This is a genomic window from Bacteroides oleiciplenus YIT 12058, from assembly GCF_000315485.1.
GTDB classification, from domain to species: domain Bacteria; phylum Bacteroidota; class Bacteroidia; order Bacteroidales; family Bacteroidaceae; genus Bacteroides; species Bacteroides oleiciplenus.
Window position 1 is genome coordinate 508,032 of sequence record NZ_JH992940.1, and the last position, 15,406, is coordinate 523,437.

The window sequence follows — 15,406 nt, forward strand, 5'->3', positions numbered from 1 at the left end:
ATGGAAGTTATTTTAATCAGACATACCTCGGTCGATGTTCCTCTCGGAGTATGCTACGGACAATCAGACGTTCCCTTACGCAATAGTTTTGAACAAGAAGCTGCTATCACATCAGAAAATCTGAAAAGTTATCTTCCGAAAAGCAAAAGTTTCGACCATGTATATACCAGTCCCCTATCCCGCTGCGTACGTCTTGCTACCTATTGTGGTTATCCTGATGCCGAACGCGACGACCGCATCATGGAAATTAATTTTGGTGACTGGGAAATGAAGAAATTCGATGAAATAACCGATCCGAAACTGAAAGAATGGTATGCTGACTATATGAATGTGCGTGCTACAAATGGCGAATCATTTGCCATGCAATACCAACGTGTTGCCAACTTTTTGAATGAATTGCAACAAAAAGATTATGAAAAAGTAGCTGTCTTTGCACATGGCGGCGTATTGATCTGCGCACAACTCTATGCAGGGACAATAAAAACAGAAGAAGCATTCAAAGCCCTGACTCCATATGGAGGAATTATTAGCTTGAAACTGACTAATTAACTATTCACCTGAATACTAAACGACACCAATGGTCCTTCTGAAGTATCTGCCTGCACTTTATAAATCCCGCCAAAGGCATGAATAAAATGCGCATTAATTTCATGACGAATTAATGCCGTCTTGTTCTCAAAGCGCATTTTGGCAAGAGGTGTACCGATAACTCTAAAGAACAGCATATTTTTTTCTTCATCATGCTTGATGCGGATAACAATGTTATATGTATCTCCATCATTCTCTGATGGAACCAGCAGACTGGATAGCAATGAAGAAAACCAGTTCTTGTCCGTGCTTATCATTAAACTTTCAATATCCGTCTTTAAACGAATATTTATATGTCCATTGCCAGCTTGTTCAGCTATAGACATTTCTTTCCGGCACAGAGCTATCACTTCACACTCTTCCTGCACGTATTGCGTCTTACCGGACTCAAGACGTGAAAGTTCCAAAATACTGTTGACATACTTCAAAAGATTCTCCGCATTCTCCTGAATCATCTTACCATATTCCGCTTTTGCTTCCGCAGTGAGTTCTTTTGATTCCGTCAGCAATTCGGCAAAACCGACTACCACATTTAGCGGAGTACGTATATCATGACTGATTTCAGACTGCAAGCGGTCCTTAGTGACATTATCAGCTTCCGCCTGCATAGCCGCATCAGCCGTCACCTTCTCAGCCGTCACAATCTTCCGGGATAAATAACGTGTATAGAGATAAAAGATAAGTACCAGCACCATCAGTGTGATAAGGAACAAAAAGCCCTGCTTATAATTGGTATCTTTTATCTTCTGTTTTTCCAGAAGGAGATCGTTAATGTGGTAGATTTCCTTCATCTGTTGCAGTTGGTTTGCAGAGAAAGCGTTATCCAATGAATCCTGAGTCCGTATCAGATAACGTTTTGTTTCGATTGCTCCGTCAATATTACCCTTATTAATCTGGGTGGACGCCTTATAATTAATAAGCGTGGCAAAAGTAGACACATAATGATTCAGCACGATAGGCGTCACCTCATCTACCAGTGCAATACTTTTATCATACTCCTTCGTACGTGCATAATGTTGTAACTGCACAAGCTGGACGTTCAGCCAAAAAACAGGGTCAACATGGTCTTCCAGCAATGATTTTACCTTGTTTAAATGTTCCTGTGCAATATGAAAAGTCCCCTTATTCATATATAAAAGAACATACTTTATCTGACAGTCGATTTCAAAATTACTCCAGTTCTTCCGTGTTTCGGGTTCACGTCTGATGACTTCCTGCAATACCTCATCCATCTGTCGCAAATAAATAGCCCTTAAGCTGTCTCTTCCTGAATTTCCATACACTTGGGAGATGCGTGAGAGAATATCCACGCGTAAGTTGGTTTTAGTCTGAGGAGTGAAACGCTGATAGGCTTTCAGAAAGATTTTCAGAGATTCATCGACTCTACTGGATACGCCATAAGCACATCCCAAACTGTTATATGATGCTATTTCACCATTATTGCTATTATATTTCAGAGATTCCTCCAACGCTTCTTTTGCTACATATACAGCCTTTTCTATCTGTCTTTTGGAAGCCAAAGCGCGGCTGATAGCTGCTTTCTGCTCCAAATAATAATCATAAGTGCCCACTTCAGGAGCATATGCTTTTAGTTTATCCACCCAATATGTCAGACTGTCCGGGTCATGCAGTTTATCATAGCAAGAAGCTAGGTAATAGGCACCCAGATTCTTATAGGTTATGTTCTTCTGAGTCCGTGCTTCTTCATATAAGGCAGCGGAAAAAGTCTTGTTATAGGGGGCATACTGATGCCTGTAGGCCATATCTCGCAAATATGTCAGTTTGACGATCGTATTCGGCATGGCTTGTGCTATTTTCAGGATACTATCCTGATATTGTTTCGCATTAGTATCTTTCGCATTCAGTACATAAGGGTACATGCCCAACAAACAAAGTAATATAATTACGATATGCTTCATTATGCAATGCCCTCCGCTTTAAGTTTATACATCAGCGGATGCGTAAAGCAGAAACGCGCACCTTGCGTATAATTACTGTCTACCCATATCCGCCCTCTCATGTGAGTTACGATTAACTGGCAAATGGAAAGTCCCAGACCTGTTCCTTGTGCAAAATCATTCAATTTTTCGAAACGTTCGAAAATCACGCCTTGTTTTTCAAGTGGAATACCGCAACCTGTATCGGTTACAGAAAAGAAAGCTGTATTGCGATCGGACAATTCCAACTTCAATACGATAGACCCTTCTTTGGTAAATTTAGTGGCATTCACCAATATATTAATCAAGACTTGGCGAAGACGAGCATCGTCCGTCTCTATCATTAACTCAGAGAGCTCCGTATCAAAACGTAACTCTACTTCAAGTTTACGAGAAGCGGACACGGTTTCCGTAGCTTCTTTACAAAGCTTCACGGCATCATAAGGATGAATATTAAACGTTATATTATCACTTTCAAAATCGGAGAAATCAAGGATATCATTAATCAGTTTCAGAAGCTGGAAAGAATTGACCTTGATGATTTCACAAAATTCTTTGCGTGAACCTTCATCGAACGAATCATCATCCGAAGCCAGCACAGCGGAGAAACCTACAATGGCATTGAGTGGCGTACGCACTTCGTGGCTCATATTAGAAAGAAACATATTCTTCTTCCGAATGGCTCGTTCCGCCTTTTGTATCATTACTTCCTGCGAACGCTTTGATTCTCTCAGGCGGAAAATCTTTTTCCAGCTAAGATAAAGAAAAAGTAACAGAGCAAGTGTACAGACCGCAATACCTCCCAAGTAAAGGCGATAGGAAAACAAACGGTCACGCTCATTCTGATAAGTCAATCGATCGGCCTGAAAACGAGTAGTTAGCTGGTCTATCTCTTTAGGATAGTTTTTCTCGAATGATGATTTGATATATGAAAAGACTGCACCATATTGTTCATATGCTTCTTCCTTGCGTCCCATCTTTATGAGCAAATCCGCCTTATTTTGTAATACTTCCTTATACAAGCTACTGTTGATTTCGGCATAGTTAGTATTGAGAAAAGCATCATAAGTAGTCAGGGATTTCTCATACTCACCAATCCGTTCCCAATACATAGCATCGGCAATCAGAAAATGTTGCATTATACCGGGCACCAGCTTTCCCTTCATAGATTCCACCTCATCCAAGTGTTGGCGGGCTATCTTCACAGAGCCATTGAAAAGCTGACAATAAGCATTAAAAATGTGCCGGACTGCTTGTTCCTGACTGGAGAGTTTCTCTACGGGAAAACGATTCAGACGAGTCATAAAATGTGCAGCCTGATGGAAATCACGGATGCGGAGATTGTATTCTATTAGCTCTACCAGCAACATGCGGACGTGTATTTCTTCACTATGCATCTGGTCGAACAGCTCCAATGCCTGCTCATGGGCAGCGCCGGCTTCCTTGTTACGCCCGGTATAGGAATAAACCTCACCAATAGCATTCAGCGCAAGAGCGGTTCCCAAAGTATGGGAAAGAGCACTTGCCTTGGAATACATCTGTTCGCTCCTGTCAATGGCCAGGCGAATTTCTCCTCGGAAAAGAGACGATTTTATGAGTATGCGCTCCAGTTCAAAATAAGTTCCATACTGTTTGGTAGATTCCAGATAATCGAAGATACTGTCCAGATTGATAACCTCACTTTCTTCTTTTGTCAGATAGTCGAAGCCCATGCTGTCATGAAAGGCATCTATCATTTTATTTTGTATAGTGCCGCGTATGTTTTCTGCCGGACTATCCTCCCTTGCTGATAAAGGAAAAATACAGCCAAAGCATAAGATATGAAGAATGAGATGTTTTAGTAAGTTTCTCATGAAATTTGTTTGTTTCGTGCTGTTTGGTGTTTGTGTTGTCATTCACCGCATACGCTGGCAAATATATTCAATATTTTCTAAAGAGCCAAAAAATGTAAATAGCTAAATGAAAAAAGAGACTAAAATAGTAGTTAATATCAGGATTATTATCATAAGTCCTTCGGCACGGAAGTTAATACGGGTTGCTATTTTCATATCTTCCGTAGTTAAGAGGCGACCGTTATTGCCAATATAAGGTTTCCAGACTTCTTCGCCGAAATAGTTGTGCGGACCACCAAAACGACAATCCAGAATACCGGCAAGAGCAGCTTCGGGATAACCGGAATTGGGACTGGCATGTTGATTTCCATATCTGCCAACAAACTTCAACAAAGCCGGTAAACCGCCCGGCTGGAGGGAATCACCTCCAGCGACGAGATGCAGTGGAGTGTTTTTTCGTATCCGGGGGACAGCGGCAAGTATCATAAGCAGGGCAGTCAGACGAGCAGGAATGTAATTTGCCACATCATCCAGGCGGGCAGCAAAGCAACCGAAAGCGCGGTAACGATCATTACGGTAACCAATCATAGAATCAAGTGTATTCACCATCTTATAAGCAAGCATGCCTGGAACGCCTAAAAACATATACCAGAATAAGGGAGCAATCACTCCGTCACTGAGGTTTTCCGCAAGAGTTTCGAGGGCAGCAGTACGCACTTCCTGGGCAGACAGCTCAGAAGTATCACGACCAACAATGCGGGCGACTTGTGTCCTGCCTTCCTCCAGAGAACGGTCTACAGCTTCGAATACCATACGGACTTCGCGAACAAGGGTGGTGCCTGCCAGACAAAAAAAGATGGCAAGTATTTGCAATGAAAGAAGCAGCCCCGGAGAGAATACGGCAGCCCAGCGAAGCAGATATAAAGCAACGAAATAAACAACAAGCACAAGGATGATGGCAGCAAATGCACCTTTCAAGCCTCGGCCTTGCCCTTTGTTAAGGAGATGTTCGGAGAATGAAATCATCTTGCCGAATGCTACGACGGGATGGGGCAACCAAGCAGGGTCACCCAGACATCGGTCGAGAAGCCAGGCTACAAGCAGAGGCAGGTTGAGATTAAACACAATGCCTATAATGATGAGTATATCTTCCATTGTATCCATATTAATTTTCAAGCCACTGTCCTATTGCCTCTACAAGACGGTCATTTTCCTCCGATGTCTGAGTGGCAACGCGAAAGAAGTGTTCATCCAAACCTTCAAAATTAGAGGCATCGCGAATAAGAATGCCGTGCTCATTAGCAAGGTATTCCTTCAAAGCGGAAGCTTTGCCAAAACGAAGGCGAACCAGCATAAAATGAGTTTCCGTTGTCCATATTTCAAGACTTCCCAGATGCTCCAAAGCATCACGCAAACGGGCTGTTTCCTGCAAATAGGCAGGAACATTCAGAGGATTGGGTACATCGTATTCCAAAAGATGAAGTCCGGCTTCAATGGCAAGCTGGTTGACCGACCAGGGCATACGATGAGTGCGCAGGCGACTGAGCAAACCCGCATCACCCGTGATATACCCAAGACGCAGACCGGGAACAGCGTATCGCTTGGTCATGGAATGCAGCAATAGCACATTCGGATATTCCGCAGCTTCTTGCGGAGTGAATAGCGGTTGCAAGGTGAAGTACTCATAAGACTGGTCGATGATGAAACAGACTTGCGAATTACGTTCGATTAACTCCGTCAGATACTCTTTATTTACCACCATCCCTGTTGGATTATTAGGATTACAGAGCCAGAGCATACGTATTTCTTCCGGCAGAAGGTATCCGTCTTCCGGGGCAGGAAGTTGATATAAAGAAGTAACCCGATGCCCATGTATACGGCAGGCATCAGCATATTCGCTAAAGGTGGGTTGCAAAATGGCGGTATTCGTCCCTCTGAAAGTCTGTGCAATAAGATATATGGCTTCGATGGCTCCGTTTGTCACACAGACAGCATCAGCAGGCAGGTGATACTTGTCCGCAAGGCGGGATTCAAGCGTATAAGGTTCCGGTTCAGGATAATTCCCGATAGCGTCAATCCGTGCGCACAGATATGCTTTCAGTGCAGTAAGATCTACTTTGCTATAGACATTGGAGCTGAAATTAGCAGTTATCGGATGTTGATATTTATAGGAGTCGTCTCCGTGTCCTTCAATCATGGGTTGTCAGTATTTTATAGATAAGCGGCATGTCGACATGGCTACGCACGTGGTCGGCGAGTTTATCGTATTGTTCTTCTTTAAATTGGTGATAATCGAAAGATTTCCCGGCATCAGCAAGTTTATCGGCGAAAGGTTCCAGCAGGAAGTCGATGAACGAGGGATTGTCAAGAATTCCATGAATATAAGTTCCCATGCAAGTCCGGTCAACAAAATAACCGTCAGTGCGGCCGTCTTCCAGAATATTCAGTGGGGAAGCCGGGGCATTGTGAGTGGGAACGGTGGTACCCATGTGGATTTCATAACCTTGGAGAAATTGAGAATTGAAAATTGAAAATTGAGAATTACCATTCGGTGTGGCGGTGCAGCCCGATTCTTCATTCTTCATTTTTAATTCTTCATTCAAATGGAAGCGGACTTGCCGAGTAACTTTTTCTCCAGTCATATGGGTGCTGACGGGCAAAAGGCCCAATCCCGGCAGTCGTTCTATCTCTCCTTCCACATGGTCGGGGTCGCAAACGTCTTGCCCCATCAGTTGGTAACCACCACAAATGCCCATGACAACGGCGCCTTCGCGATGAGCACGGATGACGGCCTGTGCCACACCATTACGGCGCAGTTCGTGCAAGTCGGCAAGAGTGCTTTTACTACCTGGCAAGAGAATGATATCGGCTTTTGCCAGTTCGTCAGTGTTGTTGGTATAAAAGAGGTGGACGCGCGGATCGCGTTCCAATACATTGAAATCAGTAAAGTTGCTGAGGTGGCGCAACAGGACAACGGCTATGTTCACTTTACCCTGTTCCGCCTGTACGGATTTTGTGGCAAGCGCCAGAGAGTCTTCTTCTTCGATATATATATCCCTATAATAAGGAACCACCCCTACCACCGGGATACCGCAAAGGTCTTCGAGCATTTTTATTCCGGACTCGAACAGCCGAATATCACCACGGAATTTATTGATAAGGATACCTTTAATACGTTCCCTTTCGTGAGGACGAAGCAGCATGAGCGAACCATAGACACTGGCAAAAACACCGCCCCGGTCGATGTCTCCCACAAGGATAACATCTGCTCCGGCATGCAGTGCCATAGGAAGATTGACCAAATCGGTATCGCGAAGGTTTATTTCGGAAATGCTCCCGGCACCTTCCAGCACAACAGGATTGTAGCGGGCAGACAGACGGTTGTAAGCAGTACAGACTTCACGACGCAGTTCATCACGGCCTTCAACACGAAAATAGTCGTAAGCATCACGGTTGCCGATGGGACGTCCGTTGAGCACTACTTGTGAGGTATGGTCGGAAGAGGGTTTCAATAATAAAGGATTCATGTCCGTATGGCAAGGTACACCTGCGGCTTCGGCCTGGACGGCCTGAGCACGACCAATTTCCAGTCCTTCAGGAGTAGCGTAGGAATTGAGTGCCATATTCTGTGCCTTGAACGGTGCCGGATGATAACCGTCCTGACGAAAAATGCGACAAAAAGCAGCGGCAATAATACTTTTGCCCACGTCGCTACCAGTTCCGGCAAACATAATAGGATGAAGTTTCTTCATATAATCTGTTTTAACGGGGACAAAGATAGTGCAAAATTCCGATTAAGCAGGTGAAGAGGAAGCGAGAATATAACCAACTAATTCCAACATCACAATCAACTAACATTAATCATACGATGAACTAATATTAAACATGCGATGAACTAATAATTTCCTTGCATCTTATTATTCTTACATAAATTATTAATGTTTCTTACAATAGCTATTGTAAGAATGAAATATAGTTGTTGTAAGTTATTATAATATCTGTTGTAAGAATAATAAGATGCAAGGAAAATATTAGTTTGTCGTAGCGGCAAGATTAGTTTCTTGCGGAGCCAGAAATAGTTTATCCGCAAAGAGAAATTGATTCCTTTCTTTTCAGAAACCAGCAAAAAGGAAAACTGATTGAACAATAGAAAGAAAAGAGCGTTAAAGCTCAATAACCTAAACGAACCAGTTGACATATGAAACAAATCTTACTTATCGCTCTGTTGGGAGCGAGCCTCTCTGCATCGGCACAAACCACCGGCAATAACCCGGCCGATGCATCAAATGCACCTCAGCTCCTCTCCCTCAGCTACGACGATGCTCTGCAAATGCTGCAACGCGGTAACCAAAGTCTGAAGATTGCCGACAAAGGCATCGAAACAGCCCGTGCGGAACGGGATAAACTGAATGCCTTATGGTATCCCAGCCTACAAGGAGCGGGTACTTACGTTCACATGTCCGAAAAGATAGAAGTGAAGCAACCCCTCTCCCAGTTCACCGACCCGGCTAAGGATTTTGTACACACCATTATACCGGACGACCAATTCATCAGCGGCATATTGGACCAGATAGGCGGCTATACACTTGCTTTCCCCCTCGCCCCCCGCAACCTGACCAGCATAGGACTTACGGCCGAATGGATTGTTTTTTCCGGTGGGAAACGTGTACGGGCAAGCAAGATTGGCAACCGGATGATTGACATTGCCCAAGAGAACCGCGCACAAACCGATGCCACACAACGAACGCTGCTTGCAGAAAGTTATTATGGCCTCAGTCTTGCCCGCGAAGTAGTTGCCGTCCGCCGGGACACCTACAATAGTTTGAAGCTACATTATGAGAATGCCCTCAAACTGGAAACTGCCGGAATGATTGACAAAGCCGGACGCCTCTTTGCACAAGTCAATATGGATGAAGCTTGGCGCGCATTGGAGTCTGCCCAAAAAGAGGCTACAGTTGTAGAGAGTGCTTTGCGCACACTACTCAACATGGAAGATACTTGCAAGATAGAGCCTACCTCTCCCCTCTTCATCAATGCCACACTTCCGATGAAAGAGGAATTTGTGCAAACAATGCGATCAGGTAATTACATCCTGAATCAGTTGTCGTTGCAGCAAAATATAGCCAAGCAACAATTGCGAATAGACCAAAGCGGCTATCTGCCGGACATTGCCCTGTTCGGCAAACAGACACTCTACTCTCACGGCATACAAAACAACCTTGTTCCGCGCACCATCATCGGTGTGGGCTTCACCTGGAACCTCTTCGACGGACTGGCACGGGAAAAGCGCATACGCCAGTCGCGCATTGCCGAACAAACACTTGCATTGGGCAAAGATAAGGCACAGGATGATTTGACGGTAGGTATAGACAAGTTATATACCGGGTTGCAAAAGGCACAGGACAATGTTCGTGCCCTCAACTCAACCATCTCCCTGAGTGAAGAACTTGTACGCATCCGTAAGAAGTCCTTTACCGAAGGCATGGCAACCAGCACCGAGGTAGTGGATGCGGAAACCATGCTTGCCACTGCCCGGGTGGCCCGTCTGGCAGCTTATTATGAATATGACGTAACATTGATGAACCTGTTGGCCCTCTGTGGCACGCCGGAACAATTCAAGAATTATAAGAAATAACTTATTCCTTTCGATCATCAACTTAAAAGATATAGCATCATGGAAATTTCAAAAAAAAGCATTAGTACTGCATTTGTCATCATACTGGCAATCACTATACTTGTCTCCATCCTCGGGATGGTACTTATGAGCCATCAGCCCCTCATACTTCAGGGGCAGATAGAGACTACCGAAATCCGTATCAGTGGCAAACTGCCGGGACGGGTAGATTCATTCCTTGTCCGCGAAGGCGACTGGGTAAAGGCAGGCGATACGCTTGTTGTCATCAACAGCCCGACCATCGAAGCCAAATATCGCCAAGTGAATGCCTTGGAACAAGTGGCACAGGAACAGAACAAGAAAATAGATGCCGGCACGCGCCGACAAATAGTTGCCACCGCCCAGCAACTCTGGAATAAAACCAAGAGCGACCTGACACTGGCACAAACAACTTACCAGCGTATCCTGACACTATATAAAGATAGTGTGGTCACTTCGCAACGAAAAGATGAAGTGGAGGCCATGTATCGTGCCGCACAAGCCGCCGAACGTGCCGCCTACGAACAATATCAAATGGCAGTGGACGGAGCGCAAAGCGAAGACCGCGCTTCTGCACGGAGCATGGTTGATGCAGCTCGCAGTACGGTCGACGAAGTATCCGCCCTACTTGTTGATGCACGGCTAACGGCACCGGAGGCAGGACAGATTTCAACGATATTCCCTAAACGCGGAGAACTCGTAGCACCGGGCACACCTATCATGAATCTGGTCGTCATGAACGATGCGCACGTCGTGCTCAACGTGCGTGAAGACTTGATGCCACAGTTCAAGATGGACGGTATATTCCGTGCGGACGTTCCGGCTATCGGCAAGAAGAATGTAGAGTTCTGTATCTATTATATCAGTCCGCTGGGTAGCTTCGCCACCTGGAAATCAACGAAACAGACGGGAAGTTATGATATGCAGACATTCGAGATACACGCTCGCCCGACACAACCTGTAGAGGGCTTACGCCCGGGAATGTCGGTGTTGCTGACGGTTAATGGTAAATGACAATTTAGCGAACATACTCAATGAAACAATCTCTACATAACGTACTTCGTCGTGAATGGCAGCGCATGACCTCCCGCAGGCTCTACCTTGGTGTGTGCCTTGTGTTACCCTTATTCTGCCTGTTCTTCATGGCTACCATCTTTGGTAGCGGACAGATGGAGAACATTCCTGTCGGCATCGTCGATCAGGACAATACCGCCACATCCCGGCAAATAGCACGAAACATTGCTGCCGTACCCACTTTCAGCGTCACCCGGCATTTCACTGACGAGGCTACCGCACGGGAAGCTGTGCAACGCAAGGAAATATATGGTTATCTGTCCATTCCTACAGGCTTTGAACAACGCGCTACCACAGGGATGGATGCCACGCTTTCTTATTACTACCATTATGCACTTCTCTCTGTAGGGAGCGAGTTGATGGCGGCTTTTGAGACGGCTCTGGCACCCGTCGCTCTCTCTCCCATTGCTATGGAAGCTATATCTCTGGGTGTCAGCCAAGAGCAGATAACGACTTTTCTCCTCCCCGTGCAATCTAGTATGCACCCACTTTATAATCCGGATCTGGACTATTCCGTTTATCTGAGCCAGCCTTTCTTCTACGTCCTGTTTCAGATACTCATTTTGTTGATGACGGTCTACGCCGTGGGCAGTGAATTGAAGTTTTATACAGCACAGGAGTGGATGACGACCGCACGAGGGAATATTGTTACTGCCATAGTTGGCAAACTGCTGCCTTATACATTCATTTTCTCAGTAATTGGCATACTGGCTAATTATGTTCTGTATGGCGTATTGCATATACCTTTTCAGGGCAGTCTGTTGATGATGAACCTGATGACGGTGCTCTTTATTATTGCCACACAAGCGCTTGCTGTGTTCATTTTCTCTATCTTTCCACGGATAGCTTATATCATTAGCATCGTGTCGATGGTCGGCTCGCTTGGTGCAACACTTTCCGGCGTCACTTTTCCCGTGACGAGTATGTATCCGGTCGTGCATGCGGCATCTTATCTTTTTCCCGTGCGTCATTTTACGGAGATAGCACAGTCGATGCTGTATTTTGATTCAGGATTCGGATATTACTGGCAATCGACAGCTCTGCTTCTGCTTTTCCCGTTGCTGGCATTGCTGATATTGCCAAGGCTGAAGCATTGGATATTGAAACACGAAGGGGAAACCGCGCCATGTACACAGAAGGATACAAGCCCTCTTTCGCTGGCAGACATCATTTCCCGTGAATGGCGTGCCATTAGTACCAATCCGGCAATACTTTTAGTCTTAATGGGTGGTATCTTCGCCTACGGACTTCTCTACAACCTAATGTACGCCCCCAACCTTGTGCGGAAAACACCCGTTGCCGTTGTTGATAATTCGCATTCCGCTCTCAGCCGGGAATATATCCGCTTGCTCAATGCCACTCCGCAAGCATCTGTCTATGCACTGACCCCCAATTATCTTGAAGCAAAAGAGTGGCTGAAACAAAGCAAAGTAGATGGTATCCTCTATCTCCCCGCTGACTTTGATGCACGCGTAGGGCGGGGTGAACAATCTGTCTTTAGCGTCTATGCTGCCACAGATGCTTTTCTGAATTTTAAGAACTTGCAGGAAGCTTCTTCACGCGTAATGCTTGCCGTAAACGATGCACACCGTGCAGAGGGTGCTGTATTCTTACCCCCGCAAGGATTACTCGCAGTAGCCTCGTCCGCTCCCATCAATGTGTCGGGAACAGCTCTCTACAACTATACAGAAGGATATGGTTCATATCTGATTCCTGCTGTCATGATTATCATTATCTTTCAGACAATGTTGATGGTAATAGGGATGGTGACAGGAGAAGAGGCGGAAAAAAAGCGATTACCTATCACCTCCCCCTACGGGTACTCCTCCCAAGAGGAAAGTTCGGATTGTTCTGCCTGGCACAAAGCATTGTACAACATTTCCGGTAGAACCTTTGTCTACGTAATGCTATACATCATTTTCGCCCTGTTCCTGTTAGGTTTGCTTCCTCATTTTTTCAGTATTCCGAACATCGGGAACGGCAGGGACATTATCACTATGATGATTCCTTTTCTGATAGGAACAAGTTTCTTCGGGCTCGCGGCATCACGTTACTTCACCGACTCTGAAGCACCCTTATTAATGATTGCCTTCTTCTCCGTAGGATATATTTTCCTGTCCGGCGTCTCCTATCCTCTCGAACTGATGCCTTGGTATTGGCAAGCTGCACACTACGTAGTTCCGGCCGCTCCTGCCGTGCTGGCTTTCGTAAAACTGAATTCAATGGGAGGAGATATGGCGGATATTCGTCCGGAAATGATAACACTATGGATACAAGTCTTTGTATACTTCCTGCTCTGTCTGTGGAGCTTTAGAAAAAAATATTAACTATTAATCTTCTTTCTTTTGTATGCGAACGATTGCCATCTCTCTTCACCCCACCCCTGCCGTTGCATCTCCATGCGTGCCATGACAAAGAAGAGGTCGGAAAGACGATTGATAAAACGCAGAATATCTCCCGGCACAGGGTCTTGTCTATCCAGAGTCCAGAGTCTGCGCTCCGCACGACGCGCCACAGCACGGGCAAATTGCAGTTGTGCAGATACTTGTGTGCCACCCGGCAGAAGGAAATAGCCGTTGTCTTCAAGTTCCAGCATCATGGCATCCATAGCTTGTTCACATCGCACCACCATCTCCGCTGCACGCAATTCATTCGGATTGCCACTGCCCGGACGTTCTGGGTCTGCATCCCGCAAAGCGGAAGGAGTAGCAACGTGGCTCATCACCACCATCAATTCACGTTGTATCTCATGCAGCAGTTCCTGCCAAACATCTTCCACCGGCAATAATGACCGGACAATACCTATCACAGTATTCAACTCATCAATACATCCGTTCGCTTCGATGCGAATATCATCTTTCGGAACACGGTCTCCGCCATGGATACCCGTCATTCCTTTATCTCCTGTCCTGGTATAAATCTTTCTCATACTTCTTCATCAAATAAATGCATGATACTTATCTCTCCAAAATACAAATGCGTATAACTCGCAATCAGATTCTTATAGCGATACACAGGCGTATCCACCAATTGCTTTCTGGCATTATACATTTGCACTGCCGAAGTCAAATCTTCATCCTGTTCCACTACTTGTGAATAGTGAAACTCATGCCCCCGAACTTCCACACCCCGCATTACGAAGCGACGGTATCCCAGCGACAAATGCGCATCCTTTTTGCAGACAGATACCTTTATGGGCAGTACATCTGCCATTTTATAGGAAACAGGGTGCTCATCTCCCTTTATGATGGCAGAAGAAAGATACATCATGCCACCACATTCTGCAAGTGCACGCCCGCCACGCTCAATATATTGCCTGATGGAATCAAGCACATTCGCAGCTCCGCTCAATTGCTTTACACGATTTTCCGGATATCCACCAGGCAAATAGAGGAAATTGACGTCATCCGGCAGAACGACAGATTTATCTTCCGGATCGAAAAAGGTGACTTGTCCGTATTCTTTCAGCCGATAGATATGTTCTGCATAAATGAATGAGAAAGATTCTTTGTTGCATGCCACCCAGGTATTCAAATATAAAGTTTTGCGCTTGTATGGCAAACGAGGAATGTTCAACACACGTTCTGTCATTTGTAATAACAGGTCGCAATCCAGTTGTTTCTCCAAAGACTTCAACAGAGTTTTGCTGATGCCACCTTTACCTCCCCGACTAAAGTCAAGTCCCAGATGACGGCTCTCTTCTTTCAATGCACTGTTTGTTCGCAGACAACCGAAACAGAATATATTCAAATCTTCACAGATTTCGCGCAACATGACTTCGTGGCGATCACTTGCCACCTGATTGAATATCACTCCTATCACCTGCACCTTCGGATCGAAATCCATATATCCTTTTATCATCGCTGCCAGCGAGTAAGCAGCCGACTTGGCATTTATCACCATTACAACAGGAAGATGCAACTCTTTCGCTATATCTGCTGATGAACCTTTACTACGGTCATACCCGTCAAACATCCCCATCATACCTTCTACAATGCATACATCGGCCTCTGCTGCATGACGCACATAAAGAGTACGTACATGTTGCCCGGAAGCCATAAACAAATCGAGATTATAAGATGGGATGCCACAGGCCCTTTCATGATATTTCGTATCGATATAATCCGGCCCGCATTTAAAGGGTTGCACACGTAGCCCTCTCTTTGTCAACAGAGCCATCAGTAATCGGCTGATAGTGGTTTTTCCAGTACCCGAAGTGGGCGCCGCTATCAGGAATTGAGGAATATTTCTCATCATACCGCACAGATTTATTTCCCGCAAAGGTAGTATATATTCCCTAAAACTCTTACCTTAGCTGCCCA

The 15,406-nt window shown here is 45.4% G+C and carries 11 protein-coding genes; 4 read left to right on the forward strand and 7 right to left on the reverse strand.

Features of this window, described 5'->3' with window-relative positions; translation table 11 throughout:
* A complete protein-coding gene (gene cobC / locus HMPREF9447_RS02030; protein ID WP_009127582.1) occupies nucleotides 1-549 on the forward strand; it encodes an alpha-ribazole phosphatase in 549 nt (182 codons plus the stop codon).
* Here cobC and HMPREF9447_RS02035 read toward each other — a convergent pair.
* The 5 genes from HMPREF9447_RS02035 to HMPREF9447_RS02055 form a co-directional block, all read right to left on the reverse strand.
* Nucleotides 546-2,507: a sensor histidine kinase gene (locus tag HMPREF9447_RS02035; protein WP_009127584.1), complete on the reverse strand. Its 1,962-nt coding sequence runs from the start codon at nucleotides 2,505-2,507 to the stop codon at nucleotides 546-548. The two genes, cobC and HMPREF9447_RS02035, sit on opposite strands and share 4 nt — an antisense overlap.
* On the reverse strand, nucleotides 2,507-4,378 hold the full coding sequence (locus HMPREF9447_RS02040; protein ID WP_009127586.1) for a tetratricopeptide repeat-containing sensor histidine kinase: 1,872 nt from the start codon (nucleotides 4,376-4,378) through the stop codon (nucleotides 2,507-2,509). Before HMPREF9447_RS02040 ends, HMPREF9447_RS02035 begins: the two co-directional genes overlap by 1 nt.
* A gap of 102 nt (nucleotides 4,379-4,480) precedes the next feature.
* The gene (gene cbiB / locus HMPREF9447_RS02045) at nucleotides 4,481-5,512 is read right to left on the reverse strand and encodes an adenosylcobinamide-phosphate synthase CbiB (RefSeq protein WP_044137631.1); all 1,032 of its coding nucleotides are present in this window, start codon (nucleotides 5,510-5,512) and stop codon (nucleotides 4,481-4,483) included.
* Between the two features lie 10 nt (nucleotides 5,513-5,522).
* On the reverse strand, nucleotides 5,523-6,554 hold the full coding sequence (locus HMPREF9447_RS02050; RefSeq protein ID WP_009127590.1) for a threonine-phosphate decarboxylase: 1,032 nt from the start codon (nucleotides 6,552-6,554) through the stop codon (nucleotides 5,523-5,525).
* Nucleotides 6,547-8,109 carry a cobyric acid synthase gene (locus HMPREF9447_RS02055; protein ID WP_009127592.1) on the reverse strand — a complete coding sequence of 521 codons (1,563 nt, stop codon included), beginning with the start codon at nucleotides 8,107-8,109 and terminating at the stop codon, nucleotides 6,547-6,549. The genes HMPREF9447_RS02050 and HMPREF9447_RS02055 overlap by 8 nt, the downstream gene beginning before the upstream one ends.
* A gap of 446 nt (nucleotides 8,110-8,555) precedes the next feature.
* On the opposite strand from HMPREF9447_RS02055, the gene HMPREF9447_RS02060 reads away from it, so the two are divergent.
* Genes HMPREF9447_RS02060 through HMPREF9447_RS02070 form a run of 3 tightly spaced genes read left to right on the forward strand, consistent with a single transcriptional unit; the run spans nucleotide 8,556 to nucleotide 13,411 of the window.
* On the forward strand, nucleotides 8,556-9,992 hold the full coding sequence (locus tag HMPREF9447_RS02060) for a TolC family protein (RefSeq protein ID WP_009127596.1): 1,437 nt from the start codon (nucleotides 8,556-8,558) through the stop codon (nucleotides 9,990-9,992).
* Nucleotides 9,993-10,031: 39 nt separating this feature from the next.
* Entirely contained in the window at nucleotides 10,032-11,024 is a 993-nt protein-coding gene (locus HMPREF9447_RS02065) for an HlyD family secretion protein (protein WP_009127598.1), read from the forward strand.
* A 20-nt stretch (nucleotides 11,025-11,044) separates the two neighbouring features.
* Nucleotides 11,045-13,411 carry an ABC transporter permease gene (locus HMPREF9447_RS02070; RefSeq protein WP_009127600.1) on the forward strand — a complete coding sequence of 789 codons (2,367 nt, stop codon included), beginning with the start codon at nucleotides 11,045-11,047 and terminating at the stop codon, nucleotides 13,409-13,411.
* Here the strand turns inward: HMPREF9447_RS02070 and HMPREF9447_RS02075 are convergent.
* Together HMPREF9447_RS02075 and HMPREF9447_RS02080 are read right to left on the reverse strand one after the other, a co-directional pair.
* Nucleotides 13,408-14,013, reverse strand: coding sequence for a cob(I)yrinic acid a,c-diamide adenosyltransferase (locus HMPREF9447_RS02075; protein ID WP_009127603.1), 606 nt, complete (start codon nucleotides 14,011-14,013; stop codon nucleotides 13,408-13,410). The genes HMPREF9447_RS02070 and HMPREF9447_RS02075 overlap by 4 nt on opposite strands.
* Entirely contained in the window at nucleotides 14,010-15,341 is a 1,332-nt protein-coding gene (locus HMPREF9447_RS02080; RefSeq protein WP_009127604.1) for a cobyrinate a,c-diamide synthase, read from the reverse strand. The genes HMPREF9447_RS02075 and HMPREF9447_RS02080 overlap by 4 nt, the downstream gene beginning before the upstream one ends.
* Nucleotides 15,342-15,406 lie beyond the last annotated feature (65 nt).

Bases quoted from the DNA above. Each gene is read 5' to 3' on its own strand.
- cobC (WP_009127582.1), top strand. From the start codon at position 1: ATGGAAGTTATTTTAATCAGACATACCTCGGTCGATGTTCCTCTCGGA.
- HMPREF9447_RS02035 (WP_009127584.1), bottom strand. From the start codon at position 2,507: ATGAAGCATATCGTAATTATATTACTTTGTTTGTTGGGCATGTACCCT.
- HMPREF9447_RS02040 (WP_009127586.1), bottom strand. From the start codon at position 4,378: ATGAGAAACTTACTAAAACATCTCATTCTTCATATCTTATGCTTTGGC.
- cbiB (WP_044137631.1), bottom strand. From the start codon at position 5,512: ATGGAAGATATACTCATCATTATAGGCATTGTGTTTAATCTCAACCTG.
- HMPREF9447_RS02050 (WP_009127590.1), bottom strand. From the start codon at position 6,554: ATGATTGAAGGACACGGAGACGACTCCTATAAATATCAACATCCGATA.
- HMPREF9447_RS02055 (WP_009127592.1), bottom strand. From the start codon at position 8,109: ATGAAGAAACTTCATCCTATTATGTTTGCCGGAACTGGTAGCGACGTG.
- HMPREF9447_RS02060 (WP_009127596.1), top strand. From the start codon at position 8,556: ATGAAACAAATCTTACTTATCGCTCTGTTGGGAGCGAGCCTCTCTGCA.
- HMPREF9447_RS02065 (WP_009127598.1), top strand. From the start codon at position 10,032: ATGGAAATTTCAAAAAAAAGCATTAGTACTGCATTTGTCATCATACTG.
- HMPREF9447_RS02070 (WP_009127600.1), top strand. From the start codon at position 11,045: ATGAAACAATCTCTACATAACGTACTTCGTCGTGAATGGCAGCGCATG.
- HMPREF9447_RS02075 (WP_009127603.1), bottom strand. From the start codon at position 14,013: ATGAGAAAGATTTATACCAGGACAGGAGATAAAGGAATGACGGGTATC.
- HMPREF9447_RS02080 (WP_009127604.1), bottom strand. From the start codon at position 15,341: ATGATGAGAAATATTCCTCAATTCCTGATAGCGGCGCCCACTTCGGGT.